Raw genomic sequence first — 22,510 nt, forward strand, 5'->3', positions numbered from 1 at the left:
CGGTGCATCTGGGGCCGCAAACATAAAAGAACCACACCGGAAGGAGAGACTGTCATGTCCGCATTAGTTCTTGGTCACATGAATCCCGATACCGACAGCATCGTTGCCGCCATTGCCGCCGCTGATCTGTACAGCAAACGCGGTTTTGACGTCACCCCGGCCGCGCAGGGCGCGCCGACCCCTGAAACTGAATTCGTGCTGAAGAAGTTCGGCCTCAGCGCTCCCCAGGTGGTCAGCGACGTTGCCGGCAAAGATCTGTATCTGGTGGACTACTCCGACCTGGCCCAGGCCCCGCAGGGCATGGATTCCGCCACCGTGCTGGGCATCGTGGACCACCACAAGCTGGGCGACGTGACCACGTCCTCTCCTTTGGAAGCCTGGATCTGGCCCGTGGGCTGCACCGGCACCGTGCTCAAGAACATGTATGACTTCTACGGTGTGGAAATTCCCAAGAACATCGCCGGCGGCCTGCTTTGCGCCATCCTTTCCGACACGGTCATCTTCAAATCCCCGACCTGTACCGAAGCCGACAAGAAAGCCGTGGAAGCTCTGGCCAAAATCGCCGGTGTAAGCGACGTGGTGGCCTTGGGCATGGAAATGTTCAAGGTCAAGAGCGCGGTGGACGGCACCTCCATGCACGATCTGGTCTTCCGCGACTACAAAGATTTCGACATGAACGGCAACAAGGTGGGCATCGGTCAGCTGGAAGTGGTGGACCTCTCCATCCTCGACAAGGTCAAGGCCGGTCTGCAGGAAGAAATCGCCAAGGTGAAGGGCGAAGGCCGTCACAGCGTGTTCCTGTTGCTCACGGACATCATGAAGGAAGGCTCGGAGATGCTGATCGTTTCCGATGATCCCGCCGTGGTGGAAAAAGCCTTTGGCGTGAAGCCCGACGGCAGTTCCGTGTGGCTGCCCGGCGTCATGAGCCGCAAAAAGCAGGTTGTGCCCAATTTTGAAAAGGCCTTCAAATAAGTTGAGCCTTTGAAAACGCAAAAACCCCGGCATTTGCCGGGGTTTTTGCGTTTTGAGCAATGGCGGAAGGCTCAGCCTGGCCGCCCGCCGCAGTATAAAAGTCCGGCAGTCGCCAGAATCTGGCCCACGGCCAGGGTAAGATCCCTGTCCAGCGCGGCGGCGGTGAGGACAAGGACCGTCCCGCTTATCAGCGCCGAACGACGATGCAGAAAAAGTCCTGCCGCCTGTGACAGCATACCGGCCAGAAAAAGGGCGGGGAAGAGCCAGAGCGGCATAGGGTCGGCAAGGATGATCGCGGCGGCCGGGCCCGCCCGAGTTTCCACAGCCGCCGGGCTGCAAACCGCGTCCTGAATCATGCGGGCGGCGTGCGCAATGAGGCTGACATCCATAACGTCAGTCTATGCGCAAATTTTTGTCCGGGCAAATGGCGGCCGCGCCATTGTCAGATCGCGGGCAATGCCTATATCTTGGAAATACGTATATTTTCAGCAGGAGCACTTGATGAGCACCTTGACACCCCGTGAGATCGTGGCGGAACTGGACAAATTTGTGGTGGGGCAGGAACAGGCCAAGCGCATGGTGGCCGTGGCCGTGCGCAACCGCTGGCGGCGTCAGCATCTCTCGCCGGAACTGCGCGATGAAGTGGCTCCCAAGAACATCATCATGATGGGGCCCACCGGCGTGGGCAAAACCGAAATTGCCCGCCGCCTGGCCAAGTTGTCCGGCGCGCCCTTTATCAAGGTGGAAGCCACCAAGTTCACGGAAGTGGGCTATGTGGGACGAGATGTGGAGTCCATGGTGCGTGATCTCATGGAAATAGGCATCAACCTGGTGCGCGAGGAGGAAAACGCCCGCGTGCGCAAGGCCGCCGAGGCCGCCGCTGAATCGCGCCTGATGGATCTGCTTCTGCCCAACTCCTTCGGCCAGGAAGAACGCAATTCCACCCGCGACAAATTGCTCCAGCAGTTCCGCCTGGGCTTTCTAGACCAGCGGGAAGTGGAAATGGAAGTGACCGAGCAGGGCGGTCAGGGCGTCGATATTTTCGCCATTCCGGGCATGGAACAGATGGGCGGCCAGGTCAAGGATATGTTCAGCAAGGCTTTTCCGCCGCGCCGCAGCCGCCGCAAGATGAAAATCCGCGACGCCTTCAACGTGCTGGTTCAGGAAGAGTCGGGCAAGCTGGTGGATCAGGAAGCCCTGACCGAACGCGCCAAGGAGCGAGTGGAGCAGAGCGGCATCATTTTTATTGACGAAATCGACAAGATCGCCAGCTCCTCGCAGAACAGCACCTCGGACATCTCGCGAGAGGGCGTGCAGCGCGATCTGCTGCCCATTGTGGAAGGCAGCTCGGTGAACACCAAGTACGGCATGGTCCGTACGGACCACATTTTGTTCATTGCCGCCGGGGCCTTCCACTTCAGCAAGCCGTCGGACATGATTCCCGAACTGCAGGGTCGCTTTCCCCTGCGGGTGGAGTTGCAGGCCCTGGGCAAGGAGGAATTCCTGCGCATCCTCACCGAACCGGACAATGCCCTGACCAAGCAGTACGAAGCCCTGCTGGGCACGGAACAGATTCGCCTGAGCTTTACAAGGGACGGCCTGGAGGAAGTGGCGGCTTTTGCCGAGGACACCAATTCCCGCACGGAAAACATCGGCGCGCGACGCCTGTATACCATCATGGAAAAGATTCTGGCCGATATTTCCTTTGACGCGCCGGACATGCCCGGCGCGCAGATCGTGGTCAACAGGGACTATGTCTGCGAACATTTGCAGGATGTGCGCAAGGATCAGGATTTGAGCCAGTATATTCTGTAACGTCAGCCCGTTGTTCCACGGTAATTTACAGCCCGGTCTTGTGCAGGCCGGGCTTTTTCTTTTGTCTGCGTGTGTTCTCGCGGTATCTGGACTTGGCGGCAGCGAGCGGATAGGCTATTTCCGACACTCGCCGCTTACCTCCGCAGCAGACTGTCGGAAAAGAAAAAGGGTTTACGGCGTGAACCGTAAACCCGTATTTTCTTGGTGGGCCATCAGGGACTCGAACCCCGAACCAACTGATTAAGAGTCAGCTGCTCTACCAATTGAGCTAATGACCCGTGGCGTGAAAAAGGGTTTACGCGTATGTACCCAGTTTGTCAAACGTTTTTGTAAATTTTTTACAAAAATTAAGCGCTGGCTTTGAATGGAAAAATAATATACAAAAAAACCAATATGTTGAAAAGAAAATTTTTACTCATTTGCCTGCTATGTCTTATGGTTGCCGCAGGAGCGGCCCCGCTGTCCGCTGTCCGCGCCTGGGCCGGGGATGTTCCCGTACGGCTGGATTTCGCCCGTGACGGCGACAGCATCGTCGCCGCCGTGCATCTGAACATCCCCTCAGGTTACCACGCCTATGCCCACGAAGCGGGTGACGCGGGCCGTCCCACCGTCCTGGATTTCGCACTGGAGGGCGGGCAGATGCTGCCGGTCTGGTATCCCGCCGGAGCCATGCAGCGCGACTTTTATGATCCGGAGGCGACGATTTTCGCCTATGAAGGCGAAGTTGTGTTTTTTTCCGCTTTGCCGGAGCAGGCCGTGGGCAAGCCCTATACCGTGGGCTTGAGCATGCTGCTTTGTTCCAACCGCAATTGCCTGCCCATCGACCAGAGTTTTACCGGGGTGGTGCCGCAATCGCTGCCTCCGGTGGGTGAAGCCTCCTGGACGGGACAGTGGCACAAGCTGAAAAATAGCCAGCCCGTGCTGGCCGACGTGCTGGGCGCCCCGGCCTCTGCGGCTTCTGCTCCCAAGATGGAAGGTCGGCTGGCCCCGCCTTTGGGCGCGGGCGCTCCCGATGCGCTGGAAGGCACGGCGGCCGCGCGTCTTGCCGGACAGGCGAGCGATCTTCTGCCGCCGCCGGAGGGCTTTGAACTGCAACTGACCCCACGCTATGCCGATGCCTCGCTGGAAATCTCCAGTTTGGGCAAAGCGCTGCTGGTGGGGATTCTGGCCGGTCTGCTGCTGAACGCCATGCCCTGCGTGCTGCCGGTGCTGACCTTCAAGATCAGCGGGCTGCTGCTGATGGGCGGCAGCGACAAGAAAAGCCTCCGGCGTTTTCGTGAGCACAACCTGTGCTTCGCGGGCGGCGTGCTGACGCTGTTCACCGGCCTGGCCCTGGTGCTGGGCCTGGCGGACCTGATGTGGGGGCAGCTCTACCAGAATCAGGGCATTTTGCTGGTCATGTTGCTGATCGTCTTTCTGATGGGTTTGTCCATGCTCGGGGTGTTCACCTTGCCGGTCATTGATCTCAAAACCGGCGAAAATACCAAGAATCCCCGCCTGCAATCCTATCTGACCGGGCTTGTCTCCACCTTTTTGGCCACGCCGTGCAGTGGGCCCCTGCTGGGCGGCGTGCTGGGCTGGGCATTTACCCAGCCCCTGCTGATTCTCATGGTGGTATTCTGGGCTGTGGGCGTGGGCATGGCCCTGCCGTACCTGTTGTTCTGCATCTGGCCGAACATGGCGCGGATACTGCCGCGTCCCGGTCCGTGGATGCATGTCTTTGAGCGCGTGGTGGGCTTCTTTCTGTTGGGAACCGCTCTCTATCTGCTCTCCATTCTTCCGGTGGAAAAACACATGCATGTGCTCAGCGTCCTGTTGCTGGTCTCGCTGTGCGCCTGGCTCTGGGGACAGTTCTGCGGCGTCTCCGCGCCGCCTCTGCGGCGCAGGGTGGCGGGCATCGCGGGCGGCCTTCTGCTGTTGGCCGCCATTGTCTGGGTACTGCGCCCAGTGGCGCCGTTGCCGCAATGGCGTGAATTCAGCCCGGAATATTTTACGGCGCAGATGGGCAAAAAGCCCATGTTGCTGGAATTCACCGCCGATTGGTGCCCCAACTGCAAATTCATGGAAGCCACGGTGTTGACCGACGAGCGCCTGCGCGCCTGGCAGGCCCGGTACGGCATGGAACTGATTCGTGTGGATCTGACCAACGCCAATGCCTATGCCGTGCGCCTGCTGGAGGCTCTGGGCAGCAAAAGCATTCCGTTGACGGCCCTTTTTCCGGCGGGAGACGGCGCGTCCTCGCCACTGGTGCTGCGCGACGTCTACGGGGTGCAAAGCCTGGAAAAAGCCATGAACGAAACCTTCACGGGCGGCTAGCCCACACCTTCACGGCAGGGTGGTCCGGGGATAAATTCGCCGTTATGGAGCATTTTTTTGCGTTCAACCCTAGGGAGGTTTACGGAACTGTCGATAAAGCATAGTGTGCACTGGATAAGTCTGTCCAAACACTGCTCACAGGCCGTACGGCATCTCTTGCCGTCGCCGGGTCGGAACGGCCTGCTCTGGGGCGAAAGCGCACGCTGTTCCGATTAGGTTTGTTAAAACAGCTTGACGAGCTATTGCGACAAGGGAGCGGATATGGATCCAAGTCAGAAAAAACAGGACGATGAACTCCTGCAACTGGTGACGTTCAGCATCGGTGAAGAGGAATTCGGGGTAAATATCCTGAAGGTGCAGGAAATCATCCGCACCATGGAGATTACCAAGGTTCCCCGCGCGCCGGAATTTGTGGAAGGCGTCATCAACCTGCGCGGCAAGGTGATTCCGATCATTGATCTGCGGCGTCGTTTCGGCCTTGCGCCCAAGGCTCATGACAAAAACACCCGCATTATCGTGATCGAGATCAACAATATTATTGTGGGCTTTGTGGTGGACGCCGTTTCTGAGGTGCTGCGCATACCCGCCAGCACGGTGGAACCGCCGCCGCCGGTGGTGGCCGGCGTGGATTCCGACTATATCAGCGGCGTCGGCAAATTGCAGGATCGGCTTCTGATCATGCTGGATCTGGACAAACTGCTTTCCAGCGAAGACATGGACATGCTCAGCACCATGTAACAGTGTTCATCCGCGCTCCGGCATTCGGCGCGCTACAGCAACAAAAGACGGACAGGCCTGAACGGTTTGCCCGTCTTTTGCGTCAGTAACACATGGAGGTGACGCGTTGCGCATTGAAAAAATTACGACTGATAAGAAGCGCTTTCTGGAGCTGCTTTTGCTGGGTGACGAGCAGGAAGACATGATTGACCGCTATCTGGAGCGGGGCGACCTGTTCGCACTCTTTGATCCGGATCTGAAAAGCCTCTGCGTGGTCACCGACGAAGGCAAGGGAACGTGCGAACTGAAAAATCTGGCAACCTGCGCGCGCTACCAGGGCCAGGGCTATGCCACGCGCCTGTTGGAACACGTCTTTCGCTATTATAGCGGCAAATATGAGACCATCCTGGCAGGCACGGGAGAAGAACCGCGCACACTCGCTTTTTATGAGCGTCACGGCTTTATTTTTTCCCATCGGCTGAAAAATTTTTTTATGGACAACTACCGTGAGCCCATTGTGGAATGCGGTGTCCGGCTGGTGGACATGATTTATTTGCGGAGAAGCCTGTAAGAAAGCGGCGGCACGGCATTGCCCGCACCGCCGCGAAACAGTGGGAAAAAAGCGCCGGTCTTTACTTGGCGGCGCGGGGAACGCGCAGCTTACGGCTGGAGCGCAGGCGCAATTCCTCCACAATGACCTTTTCATAATCCGGGGCAATGGAGAAGTCCGCATTCATCTCTGTACAGAGCAGATTTTCAATCTGTTGCGTTTCTTCCCAGATTTCCAGCAATTCGTCGTCAGCCAGGCTCTTGACGCGCTCCGCAAAAGGTTCTTCGTCACTGAAAGGAATACATGAACCCATCTCAGTTGCCCTCTTCGCCCATATCCGCATGCAGGAAATCACGCACAGTGTTTTGCGTCAGCAGCGTTTCAGCCATGACAGTGCAGCCTTCCGGGCCGGGATGCAGGCCGTCGCTCAAATCGTCCATATAGCTGTGGGAAGCCGCCAGAGCGGCGTGAATATCCGCGAACGGCAGCCCCAATTCCGCGCAGAGCGCGGCCTGCGCCGCACTGAGTTCGGCAATGCGTCGGCGCACGGTCGGGTCCGCCACCGGCGGCGGGCTTATGACCAGAGTCGGGGCCAGCGGCGCGGCCTCGGTCAACATGGTCCGCAGGCAGTACATGGCCTTGTCCAAGGCCACGGGCTGACCGCCGCCCGGAGCGGCCATATCCACCACGCCCGCGCAAAAGACCAGATGCGGGACCATGCCGGGCATCTGACGGCAATCCACTTCCTGCCGCCAGCGCCGGGCCAGATCCGCCGTGGACTGGCGGCGCGCGCCCAGGTTATAGAAGGTGGCCGGCGGGAAACGGTAGAGACCGGCCTCTTGCCCCAGCAGGACCAGACGGCTGACCCAGCCGCCGGGCATACGATTATCGTTGACGCCCAGCGTCAGGGAATCGCCGAAAAAGAACCAAGTATGGGTAAAAGCGCGTGGCATGTGATCCTACGGATATGTTTGCGCGCTCGCAAAAATCTGTGCCGTTTTGAGCAGGCGCAGACGGGAACGCAGATGACTTTCAGGCCCCAGCGGCGCAAGAACGGCCAGACAGAAAAGCAGGGGCGACAGATACAGGGTATGCCAGTCAGCCACAAATGTCACGGCCGCGGGCGCTTCCGCCCGTGCGTCGGCAAGCCCCGCGGAGCCTGCCTCCCACTGCCGCAAGAGGGGCCGGAGATCCGCGCTGCGCGGCCCGTTCTTGGTCTGGCGGGTGTGGGGGAAGGACGCCAGCGCGGCAAAATCCGTAAAACAGCGCACTGCGGCGGCATTTTCCTCCACCGTGGGCAGGACGAGGGAAAATGCCTCGGCCTCGGCCTGTTCCGTGCGGCGGCTTTTGTCCACCGCATCGACGCGCAGCACGGACATGCCCGGCGGCAGAAGCGGGTTCAGACGGGCGGCCACTTCTTCCGGCGCAAGAGCCTGATGCAGGGTCAGAGCAAACCATTCGGCCCTGCTTTCCACGCCCACGGGCAGAGCCCGGCCAAAGGAAAGCAGGGGCAGCGGATGAAATCCCTGGGAAAAGGACAGGGGCAGGCCCGCCCGGCGCAGGGCGCGCTCCAGCACGGCCTGTAGCTCAAGTTGGCTCAAATAGGCGCTGCCGCCCATTTTGCTGTGCCAGATGCGGTATTGGGCCGCCTTGAGGGTGAGCTCCGCCGCGATCTGGGGCGGGCGGCTGGACTGGGGGCGGCAGATCAGCCGCCCTTCGGCATCCCGCCGGGCTTCGTGCGCATTCTGGTCGCGCTGGCTGAAGATCAGACGATTACGGTGCAGGGCAGCATCCGGTTCCGCCGCGACGGTGGCGTGCGGCAAACGCGAAGGCCCGGCCTTGGTGTCGCACGCGCCGCATTGGCGGCAGGCCCCGTAGCGGCAATCCTGGGTAATTTTTTCCGCCAGGGCGCGCTCCCGTTCGCGCAGTAAAAATTCCTCGGAAACTCCGGCCTCCAGATGGCTCCAGGGCAGGGGGCCGCCCGCCTCGCGCGCGCCGATGCAGGCTTCGGCACTGATGCCGCATTCGTCCAGGGCTTCCAGCCAGGGCGCGAGGTCAAAGCCTTCCATCCAGCTGCAAAAAATCGCTCCCTTGTGATAGGCTTTCTCCACCACGTCGGCCATGCGGCGGTCCGCACGGGACAGCACGCCTTCCAGATGACTCATGGCCGGTTCATGCCAGCGCAGTTTCAGGCATTTCTGGCCCTTGAACAATTCGCGCACCAGATGAACCCGACGGCTGATCTCCTCCCGGCTGATCTGGGCTTCCCACTGGAAGGGCGTGAAGGGCTTGGGCACAAAGGGCGACAGGGCGGCCGTGACTTGCAGGCGGGGTCCGCCGCGCCCGGCGGCGTCGCGCACCTTGCGGCAGAGATCGGCAATGGCGGCCAGGTCTTCGTCCGTTTCCGTGGGCAGGCCGATCATAAAGTAAAGCTTGACCAGCCGCCAGCCGTGTTCCAGCAGTTTTTGGGCGTGCAGCAGCAGTCCCTCTTCGCTGACGCCCTTGTTGATGACGTCGCGCAGGCGCTGGCTGCCCGCTTCCGGAGCCAGGGTGCAGCCGGTGCGCCGCAGATCGGCCATGCGTTCGATGATCTCGTCGTCGATGGAGCCCACGCGCAGAGAAGGCAGGGAAAGACTGATCTGTTCGCGGGCGCAACGGTCCAGCACGCCGTGGCAGAGTGTCTTGAGGGCGGAAAAATCTCCGGTGCTCAAGGAAAGAAAGGATATTTCGTCAAAACCGGTTTCATGCAGGCAGTCGTCCAGCAGCCTGGTAATATTTGCCAGGGAACGCTCGCGCACGGGCCTGTAGACCATGCCCGCATGGCAGAACCGGCAGCCGCGCGTACAGCCACGGGCGATTTCCAAGGAAAGGCGGTTGTGCACCGCGCCCACGGGTACCACCTGCCGTGTGGGATAGACTGCCGTGTTCAGATCCGCCACAATACGCCGCGCCGGGCGGGTGTAATCGGGCAGCAGGGGGACAAGCGCGCCGTCTTCTCCGGGCGCGAAAAGCGACGGCACATAGACGCCGGGGATCAGCCGCGCCTCGCGCAGCAGCTGATCACGGCTCCAGCCGTGATCCAGAGCGCGTTCCAGCAGGCGCAGCACGTCGGGCAGGCTTTCTTCGCCGTCTCCCAGAACCATCAGATCCATGAAGGGCGTCAAAGGTTCGGCGCTCAACAGCGCGCCGCCGCCCGCGATGACCAGGGGACAGGCCGTCAGGTCCTGGCCGCGTTGCGCGGAGCGCAGGGGAATGCCCGCCAGATCCAGCATGTAGAGCACATTGGTATAGCAGAGCTCATGCGTGATGGAAAAAGAGACGCAGTGCAACCGGGCCAGGGGCGTGTCCGACTCCAAGGTACAGAGCGGAGCATTATTGGCGCGCAGAACGGCCCCGGCTTCGCGGTCCGGGGCCATGGCCCGCTCGGCCCACCAGGCCTCGTGGGCGTTGACAATGCCGTAAAGGATCTTCTGTCCCAGGTAGGACATGCCCACCTCATAGGTGTCGGGAAAAGCCAGGGCCATGCGCAAGCGCACACGCGCGGGGTCTTTGCGGCAGGCGCCGTCTTCTATACCGGCAAAACGGCTGGGTCTGGGCAGCAGGGGCAGAAGGTCGCGCATGGTATCCTCATTTGAGCCGGGGTATAAAAAAGGCGGCGCTCAACGCCGCCTTTACTAAGACTGGATGTTCGGAACCGCTTTACTTGATCAGTCCGCTGCCGTTGCCGCCGGGCAGGGGACCGGAGCCGAACTGCATCTTGCCGAGGCCACCGGCCACAGTGAGGTTGGTGCTGGCTTCGATGTACTTGTCCTGAAGTTCCTTGGGCGTATCGGCATAGCGGTAGAGGAAAGTTTTTCCCTCCAGCGTGCCGCTGAAATTGGGTTCAAAGGGATAACCGTAGGGCAGCATCATCATCTGCACGCCCTGCTGAGTGGGGATGCTCTGGATGGCGGCCACGTCATTGAGGCAGTCTTTTTCCTGATCATATTTGCCGATGACCAGTTCACCCGTCACCAGCTTCATCAAGCGGATATCATAAGCCATGCTTTGCTCCTCATAAGTAGTTGGATTTAGGTAGGCATTGGCGGAGCGCATGTCAAGGGATTTTCTGTTGCCATCAGCCGCGAAACGGCTACATTGGGGGGCATGAGCAAGGATGATTTTCCTATCGGCGCGACGCCGCCGCGGGCCCGTATCGCCCTGGAAGAAAAGCTGGGCCATGTCTTCGCCCGCCCGGAACTGCTGGATCTGGCCCTGACCCACAGTTCCTGGGCCAATGAGTATTCCGGTGGGCAGCACCATAATGAGCGGCAGGAATTTCTGGGCGACGCCGTGCTGGAACTCTGTGTTTCCTGGGAGCTGTTCCGCCGTTTTCCAGAGGCGCGGGAAGGGGAGCTGACCAAGCTGCGCGCGCGTCTGGTGAGCACGGTCAGCCTGGCTGAACGGGCGCGGGAATTCGGCCTGGACAGCCTGTTGAAGCTGGGCAAGGGCGAGGAACGCCAGGGCGGCCGCAGCCGCGATTCCGTACTCAGCGACGTGCTGGAGGCGGTGCTTGCCGCCGTGTACGAGGATGGCGGTTTTACCGCCGCGCAGGCGGCGGTGGCCCACATCTTCGCGCCGCATTGGCCGCGAGCGGCCGGGGAACCGCAGAGGAAGGATTATAAGACACGCTTGCAGGAAGTGGCGCAGCAATTATTCAGGGAGCGGCCGGTGTACGTGCAACTGGCAAGCCATGGCCCGGAACACGCCAAAATTTTTGAAGTTTCCCTGCATCTGCCGGACGGCAGAGAATTCACGGCCAGCGGCACAAGCTGCAAAAAAGCCGAGCAGGAAGCAGCCCGCCAAGCCCTGAACTCGCTGGAACATGCTGAAGAAAACCCGGATGCCCGTCCTTTCCTGACGCCATAAGCCGGTGTATTACGCGAAAGCCGGGCCGGAGAATTTTTTCCCGGCCCGGGGGCACGGCCCCCGGGCCTCCCGTCTTTGGTCTGCCACAGCCTATGTAGAGATAGCCTAGCCGCCGATGAGCTGCATGGCCATCTGGGGCAGCGAGTTAGCTTGCGAAAGCATGGCTACCGCGCTCTGACTCAAAATCTGGGTACGGACGAACTGCGTCATTTCCGTGGCGACGTCCACGTCGGAAATGCGGGATTCCGCGGCCTGGAGATTTTCAGCCTGAGTGTTCAGGTTGGTGATGGTATTCTCCAGGCGGTTCTGCATGGCGCCCAGGTGCGCGCGGATCTTGTCCTTGGAGACGATGGCGTCGGTCAGAGCCACCAGGGTCTCTTGGGCCGCTTCCTGGGTCGAAATGGTGCCGCCGGCGCGCAACTGGCCGGTGGCGGCGTCGATGGCTTGGTTGCCCACGCCCAGAGCCGAGGCCGTGCAGCTGCCGATGGTGATGTAATAATAGTCTTCGGCGGAATCGTTGCCCGTGCCGAAGTGAACCTTCAGCTTGCCGGTGGCGGTCATGCCGCTGCCGTCGTGCGAGCTGGAAGACAGGGTGCCGTCCAACAGCTTGATGCCGTTGAAATCCGTGGCATTGGCGATACGGGTGATTTCCGAGGCCATGGCCTGATATTCGGACTCGATCATCAGGCGCTGGGTGGAATCATAGGTGCCGGTGGCGGCCTGTTCGGCCAGTTCCTTCATACGGGTCAGTTTTTCGTCGATGACGCCCAGCGCGCCGTCGCCGGTCTGGATCAGGGAAATGGCGTCGTTGGCATTGCGCGCGCCCTGGTGCAGGGTGGCGATGTCCGCGCGCTGCAATTCGCGGATGGCCAGTCCGGCGGCGTCGTCAGCCGCGCTGTTGACCCGTAGGCCCGTGGAAAGGCGCTCGGTGGACTTGCTCAGTTGCGAATAATGCGCGTTCAGGTTTCGGGCCGTGTTGGCGGCCATCATATTGTGGTTTATGACCAAAGACATGGGACACCTCCTTGGGTGGTTACTAAGCTGTACCCATCGATTGCAACCCATGTGCCAATTTCATTTTATTCTTATATTTTAATATGTTATTTAATTATGTTGCGGGTGGGGAAAATTTTTCCTCCTGTTGAGTGCTGCATTTTTGGCGCTGATGCGCGCCGCTTTTAGGGGCTTGGCGCGCTGTCCGGAAGGAGATCGCCTGTGCCGCCTTCGGCCGCACGGCGCTTCGCCGGGAAAGACACAGGGCGAGTCCGTGCCCGCAGTGCGTTTCGGAATGGCCCGGCGGCGGGCGTCATGGGCAGATAGCTTGCGTACCTTTCCGACCGGAACGAAAAGACGCGAAAAGCGCCGACCAAATGGTCGGCGCTTTGTACGGAGAAAGCCGGATTGCAGCGCTATCCCTTCGCTGTCGGGCGTCCACCCGATGTGAACGCCCGATATTCCGGGCGGCGGCCTCAGCCTACCGCTTCATGCCGATAACCGTTTCAAGCATGGTATCCACGGTTGTGATGCCCTTAGAGTTGGCCTGGAAGCCCCGCTGGGTGGTGATCATCTGGACGAACTCGCGGGACATGTCCACGTTGGACTGTTCGATGTTGTAGGCCTTGGTGGTGCCGAAGCCGTTATCCCCGGCCACGCCGATGCGCGGCTCACCGGAATCGTTGGTGGAAGAGAAAAGATTGCCGCCCTCGCGCCAGAGCCCTTGGTTGTTCTGGAAGTCGTACATGGTTATCTGGTAGAGGGGCAGGGTGGTGCCGTTGGAATAGACGCCGTAGATAATGCCTGAGGTGTCGATGCGCACGTCGCTCAGCGTGCCCGAAGCATAGCCGTCCTGCGTGGCATTCTGCGTCACGCTGGTCTTGCTGTTGGCCGCGCTGGCCCCGTCCTGGCGCTCTGTGGTCGTCATGCTGGCGGCGTTGGTGGCGAAGTTGACGACAGCCTTGTATTTGGGATTCCCTTCCGCCGTGACGCCGTCGGGCACAAGCTGCGTCTTCAGGCTGTCCAGGCTGTTGGCCTTGGTCTCGTAATCAGGCGCGACACGCGTGGTATTATCTATCGCGACATAGGTATCAGGCTTAACCTTGCTGGTGGCGATTTTGTCAAATGTGCCGGTGACCGCCTGTCTGGCGTCAGCGCCGTCAATGTAAAAATATCCCGTGGCGTCATGCTGCACCAGGCGAGTAACGCCGCCGTCGTCGATAGTGCCGTAAATTTTGCCGGGCACGGCAGCGCCACCGCCAGCCACCGGAACCGTGCCGTTATAGTAAGAGCCATCGGCGTCCGAGTAGGCTGGGTGTGTTGTTCCCCCGCCGTCCACCGTGACATCATAACATTTGGCATTGGGCGTAACCGTGGTGTCCGTGAAGTAATAGCCTTTGATGGTGTCGTCGTAGGACACGTCCTGATTGCCGCCCACAGTAATGGTGCCATAAATATTATCGCCGCTTACCGGATCCCTATAATAAAATCCCTTGTCATCCGCCAGGAGATCATGGCCGGCGGCATCTTGGCCATAGAATCCGGTGGCCAGGTTATAATACCCATATTTGCTCACACCCAGGGCATTGCCGCCCGCGTCCACGGGATTGCCCAAGGCGTCGGTCTTGATGGTGGTGGCAGTGGGATTGGCCCAGGCCGGGCTGCCGATGTTTTTCAGGCCCAGGTCCAGTTCCATGATATATTTCTGGGCCTGGCTGAAGGGCGTGGTGGTGCCCGTGGTGGTCATGGTTTCGCTGACGCTGTTGGCCAGGGGCTGGCCGGTGAAATTGGCCGTGAACACGGGCAGGCCGTTGCTGGACAACTTAGTGGGCTGCCAGGATTCCTTGCTGTCCGGGGAACCAGCATACTGGTCGTTGGCCGCCGGAGTGCCGGTGGCCCCGAAGGTATAGGCGGTCTGGTTCACGAGCTGGCCGCTGGCGTTGAAGATCAACTGGCCGCTCATCAGCACGCCGGCCTGCTTGTTGGTGCCGTTTGTGGGGTCGTCGTAGAATTTGGTGGGGTCCTTGGTCCAGGTATTGGTGGCCTCGTCGTAGCCTTCGCCGCCGAAGCTGCGGTTGTCTTCGGACGGGGGAATGGTCACCAGGTATTCATAGACCGTGTAGCCCGCGGGCAGGCCTTCAATTGTATAAGCCGTGGAACCGTTGGTGCCTTCCTTGCTGGTAGCGACCTGGTCATAGTAGACGGAGAGTTGATGGGCGTTGCCGCCCTCGTCATAGACGTTAATCTCGGACTTGGCGGAGAAGGCATTCTTGGCTATCGGCGGGTTGCTGGTGCCGTCCCAGAGGTCAAAAAGCGCTGTCAGCGGGCTGCTGGCGCTGGTGGTCTTGTCGCCCTCGCCGTTGTTGGTCAGGCCCATGGTGAAGCTGACGTTGGTGGTCTGCTGCGGGGGCAGATTCCAGCTGCTCAGAACGATGTCCGTGGGCGAGCCGCTGCCCACATAGGACGATTCCGAGCTGGTGCCCGTACCGAGATTGGTGGCGCCGCTGCTGAAGGTCAGGGCCTTGTCGTTTTCCACTTTCCAGCCCTGCACGACCATGCCTTCCGGGTTGACCAGCTTGCGTTCTTTGTCAAAAAAGAAGTCGCCCGCGCGGGTGTAGTACTTCTGGTCGCTGCCGGTCTTGCGCACGCCGAAGTAGCCGTTGCCGTCAATGGCCAGATCGGTGCCGGAATTGGTGGTCTCCAACGCGCCCTGGGAGTAGTCGCCCAGCACGGCATAGGTGCTCACGCCCGCGCCGATCTGGGTGGGACCACTGGCGCTGCTGCCGCTCATGTACAGATAGTCGTTGAAATCCATGCGCTGGCTTTTGAAGCCGATGGTGCTGACATTGGCAATATTGTTGCCCACCAGGTTCATCTTGTTGCCGTGGGCGAGCAGGCCTGAAACGCTGGTCCACATGCTGGCTGAAAGACCCATGACTTCCTCCGTGTATGCTTGGGATAGCAGTTGTATGGCGGCCGTGGCCGCCGGGATAGTTCAGTTGTTATATTCAGGCGGCCTGGGCGGTGGTTTCGCCCGTGCCGGAATTTTCTTCTGTACCCGGAGTTTCTTCCGTGCCGGGCTTTTCGCCGTCGGGATCTTCCTTGTCAGGGTCCTCGCCGTCGGGCGGATTCTCATCCCCGCCGCTGCTCTTCGCCTCGGGTTCCGTAACCTGGCGCACATTGGCCAGAAGTATCAACTGCCCGCCGTCAAGGCCCAGGCAGACGGAACCGTTGTTGTTGACCACGCCGGTCACCCTGGCGTCCACCACCTGGTCCGCGAGCACGGACTCACCGTTGGAGTTGAGCAGCGCCAGGCTGACGGTATAGACGCCGTCCGGCGCCACGCTGCCGTCATTCCTCTTGCCGTCCCATTCAAATTCGTAGGTGGTGCCTGCGGCCTTGTTCTCGTTCAACTCCGCCACATAGACCGGGTTGTTGTCGGCGTCGCGCACAATGATCTGGCTGCCCGCCACCACGTTGTCATTGGGAGCGTAACGGAACTTGGAAATAGTGACTTCCTTGGTCTTCTCGTCGGTGTTCTTGCCAATGGCATTGCCGGAAACGGAGACGTTTTTGCCGATATACGAGGTGGCGTTGATCATCTGCTGATTATTGGTGGCGTCGGTCAGCCCCTCCATGCTCGTATTCAGGTTCATGAGCTGTTCCAGACTGGAGAATTGCGCCAACTGGGCAATAAATTCCTTATCCTCCATGGGATTGAGCGGATCCTGGTACTTGAACTGAGTGACCAGCAGCAGCATGAAGGAATCTTTGTCCATATTGCTGCCCTTCTGCTTGGAAAGGGCGCTGTTGAACTCATTGTTGGTCTGGTTAAGGGCTTGCGTAATACTGGACATGATTTACTCCGCGTCGGCGAATTCAGGCCACCACATGCAGGGACTGCGTGGCATATCTTGCCGTTTGCGTCAGAGAATGCACAGGCTGTTCCAAAATCTCTGGTTGCATATTTTCACCAGAATTACGCAGGGTTGCGAGATTCTTGAGGCGGGCAAGTTCTTCCCGGCGGGCATCTTCTTCCTGCCGGGAATTGTGCTGATCCAGATTTTGCCACTGGCGGCCGTCGTCCCCCTGCTGGCTCTGGAGCTGCACTTCAATCTTGTCCACCTTGATGCCCTGTTGTTCCAGATTGGCGCGGATGGTGTCCAACTGGCGGGTGACCATTTCAGCGGTTTCGCTTTTTTCGGAACGAATGCGCGCGCTCACTTCGCCATTGCGGGCCGTAAGCGTGAGGGTAATGGCCCCCAGTTCCTGCGGATGCAGTTGGAGGTCCAGCCGTGTGCCCCCGTCCTTGAGGGCGGAAAGCAGGCCGCGCTCCACCTGCTGGGCCACTTGGCGGGAAAGCGTCTGGTCCTCGGCGGCATTGCTCTGAATCGGGTCCGCTTCAGACAGGCGCTGCCCGCCCTGAAGCATGGAAAAGACGATGGAATTGCCGGTATTGGCCTGGGGAGCCGTGGCCCGCGTTTCAACTTTGCCCAGCAGTTCGCTCCATTCCTTGCTCTTGCCTTGTCCACTGTTGTTTTCAAAGGCAGGGGCGTCGGAGCCGGAGCCGTTTTTACCGCTCTCCGCCGTTTCCACACGCGCCGCGCCGACTCCGGGGACCGCCTCTGAAGCGGCATTGCGGGATTTATCCGTATTGGCCGAGGCGCGAGCCAGCTTGTCCGCCAGGTTGTCATGGTTTTCAGCGCCGCCCGCTTCTCCCACGGCGCCGCTCTGCTTGCCGTTCAGCTTGCGGCTCACCGCCTCGCTCTGGGAGGCGATTTCAGCGGCATCCGGACTGTCGTCGGCCTGCTGGCCTGATTGCAAGGTCTGGTTGAGGATTTCCCGGCTCTGCTCCTGCACGGCCTTGTCGATCAGAATCCGGCTTTGCTCCACCTTGCGGTTTTGCAGGGCGCTGGCCGCCTTTTCCTTTTCCATGCGGTCGCGGGCTTTGCTGATGATGGGCTTGAGCGTCTGCTCCAGAGCCGCGTCCAGCTTTTCTCGATTGGCCTTGTCCGTGGCGAACTGCATGGAGGCGGGCTTCATGAGGTTGCCGAACTGCTCGCCGGTGACGCGCAAGGCGTCGTATCTGCCGAAATTGTCGGCAAGGCTTTGCAGGCTGTTCTTGTTCAGGCCCAGGCCCCTGCCCAGAGCAAGAGCGTCGTCACGGCTGATTTCAATGCTTTCGTCGGGGTCCAGCTTGGCGAAGGCGCCGGTGATCAGAGCCAGCGCGTCCTCGCCTTTGCCTTCACCCATGCACTGCAGAACAGAAGCGGCGAGATCGCCGGTGGGGTCAATTTTGCCCAGCAGAGCGGTGATGGTTTCGGCGTCCTCATCTCTTACCCCGACGGCCTTTTCCGTGCCCATCAGGCTGGCCATGACCTGGGCCAGGGTGGCTCCGTCAGGCTGACCGGCCAGCACGTCGAATTGTTTCAGGCTTTCCTCGGGGGCACCGGCTTTGAGCAGTTTCTCGCGTAACTCTTGCAATTCCTGCTTGGTGAAGCAGACTTCATCCAGCGTATAGGTGACGCCGTCCGTGGTATGGCGGCTGTAGGGACTTTCCACCATAGCCTGCTTTTGCCCGGAGTCGTTCTGCAAAGCCGCGTTTACCGACACGTCCTGCCCGTTTTCCACGGAATTCATGGCATCCTGCATGGTCTGCATGAAATCAGTGGAGGCATCGGACTGGTTGCCCATACTGCTCCAAAAATTCAACGTGGTATCAGCAGTGTCGGTGGGAAGAATTTGCATTGTCGCACTCCTTGCGCCTGCTGGTATTCAAGGAGTGTTCCAAAAATAAAAATCTAACGATTTTTAATAGATAGGAATGATCAACGCGGCAAGACTTGCCGGAAGCGGGAAGGGCGATGTGACATGAATTCTTACTGTTGCGCTTTATCGGGAAAGCAAAGGCCGCACAGCGCGGTCAGACGGTCCACGGCCGTCTGCCAGCCTTGCGGCGTGAAATCGGCATTTTGCAGAAACATATGCGTATGTCCGGCGAAAAGGCGCAGCAAGGGCGGTTCCGCACGCCAAAAGTCTGCGGGCAGCTCCCGGCTGCGCTGCTTGAGGCCGTCGGCGCATTGCGCGCAAAGGCGGACCAGACCAAAAGCCAGGCGTTGCGCCAATTGAGGAAAGGCATTTTCCAGGGCCGCCAGGCGTTGCCGAGCCAGAGGGCGCAGTGAGGGATCATACAGAAACAAAAAAGCAGCCTGCCAGAAATCCTCCAGCAAAGAGCGGCAGGAGGGCGCCGCAGGGCACCCTTCCTGATCTTCCACGGTTTCAAGGCGATAGAGGTCCAGGGCATCGCGGCCCGTGCGGCAGAGGGACAAGCCGGGCAGCGATCCGCTGCGGGCCGGCGGACGGGCATTCTGGGGATTTTCCAGAACGGCCAGAGCCGCGCGCGCCACGGAGGCCGGGCTGAAGGCCTGCTTACAGTACAGTTTCGAGCGGCGGCATTGCCAGCATCCCACACAGCTCATGGCCGCGCGCAAAACCCATTGACCGGGGGCGGTGGGGCCGGTTTCACGGGCATGCACCGGCCCCATGGAAAGGTTGAGCACGGGCACGCCGAGCCAGTCGGCCAGGTGCATTGGGCCTGTATCCGGGGTGATGCAGAGGTCCAGGCCGCGCAGGACGGCGGCCACGTCCCTGAGCGGCAGGCGGCCGCAAAGATTGGCGTGCGGCAATTGTGCCAGACGGGCCACTTCCTGCCCCAGTGCGCTTTCGGCCGGGCCGCCCAGAAAGACCGGCATGGCCCCGGCACCGGCCAGCCGACGGGCCAGCCGGGCCCAGAACAGGGCATCCGGGCGTTTGGCCGCTTCACTGGCCCCCAGCACCAGAGCCACGCGACCGCTGCCCGCGCCCCTGGGCAGAACATGGCCTATTTGGCCGGGGCGCACCGCGGACTCCAGATCCAGACGGTACAGATCCGACCAGTGAAAAGCGTTATGGTGATTGTTCTGGGTCAGGGCAGTGCGATAGAGTTGCCAGAAACCATGGACGTGCAGGCCGCCCGGCAGCGCCGCCGGGCCCAGCTTGAGCCCGGCTTCCAGACCGGCCAGACAGGCGGCGGCCTCGGGCCGGGCGCTCAGATTGATGGCCGCCGCGTAGTGCCCGCGCGCCAGGGTGGGGCAATGCGAGGGGGGGAAAAAAACCACCTCCGGCGCCAGCGGCATCAGTTCCTGGAAAAACTGCGGCTCGGCCGCCACCCAGATGGGATGGCCCGGCCAGCGTTTTTTAAGGGCAAGCAGCAGGGGAAAGGTAAGGATCAAGTCCCCCATGCGTTGCAATTGCAGAACCAGCAGGGGATCCGCGCTCATGAACGCGCCTTGCCCACCTGGGGAGTTCCGTAGATCCGGCGCATATGTTCAAGCAGCACTTGAAGTCTGTGCTCCCAGGTGTGGCAGGCCAGCACCCGGTTGCGCGCGGCAGCGGCCAGTTTGCGGCGTTCGGCCGGGTGGGCCAGATAGTGACGCGCCAGATCGGGGATTTCTTCCGGATCGTGATAACAGGCCATTTCATCGGGCTCGAAAAGCTGCTCCATCTGCGGCCGCCAGTCCGTGAGCACAAAAGCCCCGGCGGCGGGCACGTCGAAAACGCGCTGGTTGACCGCGCCTTTCATCTGCTTGCTGGTGCAGTTGAAATTGATGGCGGAATGCTCGTAAAAAGCGGGCAACTCCGCATAGTAGCTCAGGGCGTCCAGATAGCGGGGCCGGCAGGGCTCGCGCCGAAATTCGATCCGCCAGCCCCGGTCGCCCACGATCAGGGGACAAAAGGGCAGGAGACGGCGCACGCATCCGTTGCGATACAGGCGGGTGGCCTGCCAGGTGATGGCCGTTTCATAGGCCAGCCGGGCCTCGTTGTCGGGCAGGGCCTCGTAGCGGGCATGGACCTCGGGAAAGGACAGGCGCAGAAAATCCGCGACGGAACGCTGCTCGCTGTCCATAAAGGCTTGGGAAACCTCGCGGAAGGGCAGCAGCAGTTCACGCGGGAAGCGCCCGTTTTTCAGGCGGCCGCCCACCTTGTAGAGCATGGAGTTGCCCACAAAGGAGATGTCAGCCTTCCAGGCATCGGGAACCGCCGCGCGGCTCGGGTGGAAGCGATCCGGGTCCGTCCCCAGGGGCAGATAAAAAACGTGCTCAAAGCCTGTGCGGCGCAGACTTTCGATATTGTCCGCGTCCCAGGTGAACAAAGCCGTCCAGGGACTGACGCAACGCGAGTAGAGGTGGATGATCAGGTGGGGATTATCCACGAACCAGGAGGCCAGCGGCAGTTGCAGCCGGGCCAGCAGGTCCATGAGCACTCCCTCCACATCCACACCCATATGGTTGAGCGTGATGCAGCAGTCGGGCTTGAACGAAACCACAGCCTCCAGCAACTGCTGGACAAAATCCTCGCGAGCCAGAGTGTCGTCCTTGAGGGTGATCAGCTTATAGGCGAGACCCAGCTTGCGGCAGGCTCCTTCCAGTTCGCCCATCAGGAAATATTTGCTGGTCAGCAGGAGCACGCGCGGCGCGGCCTCGCGGAAACGGGGGTGTACCGCGCGACTCCAGAAGTCAAAACGGGCGCTGGCGGCGAGTTTTTCGCGCAGCTCGCCGTAATAGGCGCGGTCCAGACGCAGATAAAAAGGCAGGGCCAAGGGCAGCAGGCGTTTGCCGTTGTGGCGCGTCTGCCAGTGGGTCAATTCGCTGAGCGCCGCTTGGGGGTCAGACGCAGCGACCAGAAGCACGCGCTGCCGCAGGTCTTCAGGCAAAGCGGCCAACACGCCGGTCAGCTCTTGCAAACTATTTTCTTTTTCCACCACGGCGATGGGGCCGTCGTGCACTTCAAGCAAAAGATGAAGAGCGTGTCCCAAACCCGCGCCCAGCAACACAGGCAGGGCGTCCCGGCACTGTTCCGGTGAAAGGCTGCTGACCACGGATTTCTCCCGCTCCGCGCCGCCGGGACCGAGCATGGCGAAAGAGCGGCTATCCACATGGGCCAATATGTCGACCGGGACGTCGCCGGGGCATTGGCCGTCCGCGAAAACCGCCTCAAAGAGCGGAGCGCGGTGATGGGTCATTTTCCCTTGCCCTTGTCGGCCGGAGGCAGGGGCTCCACAATAATATCGTCGTAACAGAGCCGGAAGAGCACGTTTTCATAAGGCCGCTCCACCAGCATGAAGGCCCGGCCCACGGAGATTTCCACACCGGGATAGACCTTTCCCGGCACCATCAGGCGGCAGTTCTGCATGTAGTTTTCGTCCAGGTAGAGCTTTGACCAGAGCTCGGTACGCTGCTTCATGATCCGTTCGCGCTGCTCGACGAGCCGGGCCAGTTTGCGGCTGGCCTCATTGGCGTCGGGCGGCAGATGCCCGGCCACGGCCTTGAGGTGGGTGATGGACTGGGACAGGCCGGAAATAATCTTGTCGATTTTTTCCAGCTGGCGAATGCTCAGAGGATCGTAACCCAGATATATCTTGGTGGAAATGGCCGCCTTGTTGCCCAGCTGTCTGCCCACATAGACGCTGCCGTAGGCGTTGATGGTGCTGCCGTAGACCTGTTCGCGCACCACCATGTTGGCCCCGGCGTAAACCGTGCTGTACAGGCAGTATTTTTCGACAACCATGTTGCCGCGGGCGCGCGCTTCGATCTTTTCCAGAAAGGGCGTGAGCAGTTTGTCCCCCGCGTCCAGAAGGCAATGCTGGCCCGCGCCGCCGCGCGCGCCGCCGTCCACCATCAGATCACGGCGGGCACGCGCCACGCCGCCCTCCACCATGCCCATGATCCGGAGATTGTTGGCCTGCACGGAAAAACCGGAACGTACCGAACCGTGCACGGCCATGTCTCCCACAAAGAAAATGTTGCCCGTGCGGAAGCTGACGTCCTGACGCACATTGAGCAGACGCTTGACCGTGATTTTCCCGTTGTTGTAAAAAACGTAGCCGTTGGAGGTTGAGAGCAGATAGTTGGGATAGGCCGGGTCCACCCGGGTATTGGCTCCACCGGGGAGCACAGGCCTGGAAAGCACAAAGCGCGGATCCGGTTCCGCCCCGGCCTGCTCCAGAGGGATGACCTCGGCCAGAAGCTGCCCGGCAATGACATTCTGCACGTAGCCCAGACTGTAGAGGTCCGAGCTCTCGCCGTCTTCGCCGACGCCGGGTTTCGGGCGCAGATAGTCAAAGTCCGGGTTGAAATAATGTCGAAGATAGTATTGCACCTTACACCATCCGTCTGGGCTGAAAAAACTGCCGCTACCGGC

General features: G+C 60.5%; 18 protein-coding genes and 1 tRNA gene. 6 read left to right on the forward strand and 13 right to left on the reverse strand.

Annotated elements, in window-relative coordinates:
• Positions 1-54 precede the first annotated feature (54 nt).
• On the forward strand, positions 55-972 hold the full coding sequence (locus tag HMPREF0326_RS09590; protein WP_008684207.1) for a manganese-dependent inorganic pyrophosphatase: 918 nt from the start codon (positions 55-57) through the stop codon (positions 970-972).
• A gap of 71 nt (positions 973-1,043) precedes the next feature.
• On the opposite strand, the gene HMPREF0326_RS09595 is transcribed toward HMPREF0326_RS09590, so the two are convergent.
• Positions 1,044-1,361 carry a hypothetical protein gene (locus HMPREF0326_RS09595; RefSeq protein ID WP_008684206.1) on the reverse strand — a complete coding sequence of 106 codons (318 nt, stop codon included), beginning with the start codon at positions 1,359-1,361 and terminating at the stop codon, positions 1,044-1,046.
• A gap of 112 nt (positions 1,362-1,473) precedes the next feature.
• On the opposite strand from HMPREF0326_RS09595, the gene hslU reads away from it, so the two are divergent.
• Entirely contained in the window at positions 1,474-2,787 is a 1,314-nt protein-coding gene (gene hslU / locus HMPREF0326_RS09600; protein WP_008684205.1) for an ATP-dependent protease ATPase subunit HslU, read from the forward strand.
• Positions 2,788-2,989: 202 nt separating this feature from the next.
• Here hslU and HMPREF0326_RS09605 read toward each other — a convergent pair.
• A tRNA-Lys gene (locus HMPREF0326_RS09605) sits at positions 2,990-3,065 on the reverse strand.
• A gap of 157 nt (positions 3,066-3,222) precedes the next feature.
• Here HMPREF0326_RS09605 and HMPREF0326_RS09610 point away from each other — a divergent pair.
• The 3 genes from HMPREF0326_RS09610 to HMPREF0326_RS09620 all read left to right on the forward strand — a co-directional run bounded on the left by HMPREF0326_RS09610 (position 3,223) and on the right by HMPREF0326_RS09620 (position 6,391).
• A complete protein-coding gene (locus HMPREF0326_RS09610; RefSeq protein ID WP_020990474.1) occupies positions 3,223-5,103 on the forward strand; it encodes a protein-disulfide reductase DsbD family protein in 1,881 nt (626 codons plus the stop codon).
• Between the two features lie 261 nt (positions 5,104-5,364).
• On the forward strand, positions 5,365-5,841 hold the full coding sequence (locus HMPREF0326_RS09615; protein ID WP_008684201.1) for a chemotaxis protein CheW: 477 nt from the start codon (positions 5,365-5,367) through the stop codon (positions 5,839-5,841).
• Positions 5,842-5,947: 106 nt separating this feature from the next.
• On the forward strand, positions 5,948-6,391 hold the full coding sequence (locus tag HMPREF0326_RS09620) for a GNAT family N-acetyltransferase (RefSeq protein ID WP_008684199.1): 444 nt from the start codon (positions 5,948-5,950) through the stop codon (positions 6,389-6,391).
• Positions 6,392-6,452: 61 nt separating this feature from the next.
• On the opposite strand, the gene HMPREF0326_RS09625 is transcribed toward HMPREF0326_RS09620, so the two are convergent.
• The 4 genes from HMPREF0326_RS09625 to HMPREF0326_RS09640 all read right to left on the reverse strand — a co-directional run bounded on the left by HMPREF0326_RS09625 (position 6,453) and on the right by HMPREF0326_RS09640 (position 10,414).
• Positions 6,453-6,683, reverse strand: coding sequence for a hypothetical protein (locus tag HMPREF0326_RS09625; RefSeq protein ID WP_008684197.1), 231 nt, complete (start codon positions 6,681-6,683; stop codon positions 6,453-6,455).
• A 1-nt stretch (position 6,684) separates the two neighbouring features.
• A complete protein-coding gene (locus tag HMPREF0326_RS09630; protein WP_008684195.1) occupies positions 6,685-7,323 on the reverse strand; it encodes a GDSL-type esterase/lipase family protein in 639 nt (212 codons plus the stop codon).
• Between the two features lie 6 nt (positions 7,324-7,329).
• Complete coding sequence (locus HMPREF0326_RS09635; RefSeq protein ID WP_008684194.1) at positions 7,330-9,990, reverse strand: TIGR03960 family B12-binding radical SAM protein; 2,661 nt, start codon at positions 9,988-9,990, stop codon at positions 7,330-7,332.
• Positions 9,991-10,069: 79 nt separating this feature from the next.
• Positions 10,070-10,414, reverse strand: a complete 345-nt coding sequence (locus tag HMPREF0326_RS09640) for a hypothetical protein (protein ID WP_008684192.1) — start codon at positions 10,412-10,414, stop codon at positions 10,070-10,072.
• A 102-nt stretch (positions 10,415-10,516) separates the two neighbouring features.
• Here HMPREF0326_RS09640 and rnc point away from each other — a divergent pair, with 102 nt between their 5' ends.
• Positions 10,517-11,278 (forward strand): ribonuclease III, encoded by a 762-nt coding sequence (gene rnc, locus HMPREF0326_RS09645; RefSeq protein WP_008684190.1) that lies wholly within the window; start codon positions 10,517-10,519, stop codon positions 11,276-11,278.
• A gap of 105 nt (positions 11,279-11,383) precedes the next feature.
• Here rnc and HMPREF0326_RS09650 read toward each other — a convergent pair whose 3' ends face one another.
• From HMPREF0326_RS09650 to HMPREF0326_RS09680, 7 genes are all read right to left on the reverse strand, one after another.
• Positions 11,384-12,292 carry a flagellin N-terminal helical domain-containing protein gene (locus HMPREF0326_RS09650; protein ID WP_008684188.1) on the reverse strand — a complete coding sequence of 303 codons (909 nt, stop codon included), beginning with the start codon at positions 12,290-12,292 and terminating at the stop codon, positions 11,384-11,386.
• Between the two features lie 460 nt (positions 12,293-12,752).
• Positions 12,753-15,206 carry a flagellar hook-basal body complex protein gene (locus HMPREF0326_RS09655; protein ID WP_008684187.1) on the reverse strand — a complete coding sequence of 818 codons (2,454 nt, stop codon included), beginning with the start codon at positions 15,204-15,206 and terminating at the stop codon, positions 12,753-12,755.
• A gap of 73 nt (positions 15,207-15,279) precedes the next feature.
• Positions 15,280-16,128 (reverse strand): flagellar hook assembly protein FlgD, encoded by an 849-nt coding sequence (locus HMPREF0326_RS09660; protein WP_008684186.1) that lies wholly within the window; start codon positions 16,126-16,128, stop codon positions 15,280-15,282.
• Positions 16,129-16,150: 22 nt separating this feature from the next.
• Positions 16,151-18,019, reverse strand: coding sequence for a flagellar hook-length control protein FliK (locus HMPREF0326_RS09665; RefSeq protein WP_008684185.1), 1,869 nt, complete (start codon positions 18,017-18,019; stop codon positions 16,151-16,153).
• A gap of 131 nt (positions 18,020-18,150) precedes the next feature.
• Positions 18,151-19,590, reverse strand: coding sequence for a glycosyltransferase family 9 protein (locus HMPREF0326_RS09670; RefSeq protein WP_008684183.1), 1,440 nt, complete (start codon positions 19,588-19,590; stop codon positions 18,151-18,153).
• The gene (locus HMPREF0326_RS09675; RefSeq protein WP_020990475.1) at positions 19,587-21,332 is read right to left on the reverse strand and encodes a CgeB family protein; all 1,746 of its coding nucleotides are present in this window, start codon (positions 21,330-21,332) and stop codon (positions 19,587-19,589) included. Before HMPREF0326_RS09675 ends, HMPREF0326_RS09670 begins: the two co-directional genes overlap by 4 nt.
• Positions 21,329-22,468 carry a FapA family protein gene (locus HMPREF0326_RS09680; protein ID WP_008684180.1) on the reverse strand — a complete coding sequence of 380 codons (1,140 nt, stop codon included), beginning with the start codon at positions 22,466-22,468 and terminating at the stop codon, positions 21,329-21,331. Before HMPREF0326_RS09680 ends, HMPREF0326_RS09675 begins: the two co-directional genes overlap by 4 nt.
• Positions 22,469-22,510: the final 42 nt, after the last annotated feature.

The sequence above is a fragment of the Desulfovibrio sp. 3_1_syn3 genome (assembly GCF_000145315.2).
GTDB lineage: Bacteria > Desulfobacterota > Desulfovibrionia > Desulfovibrionales > Desulfovibrionaceae > Desulfovibrio > Desulfovibrio fairfieldensis.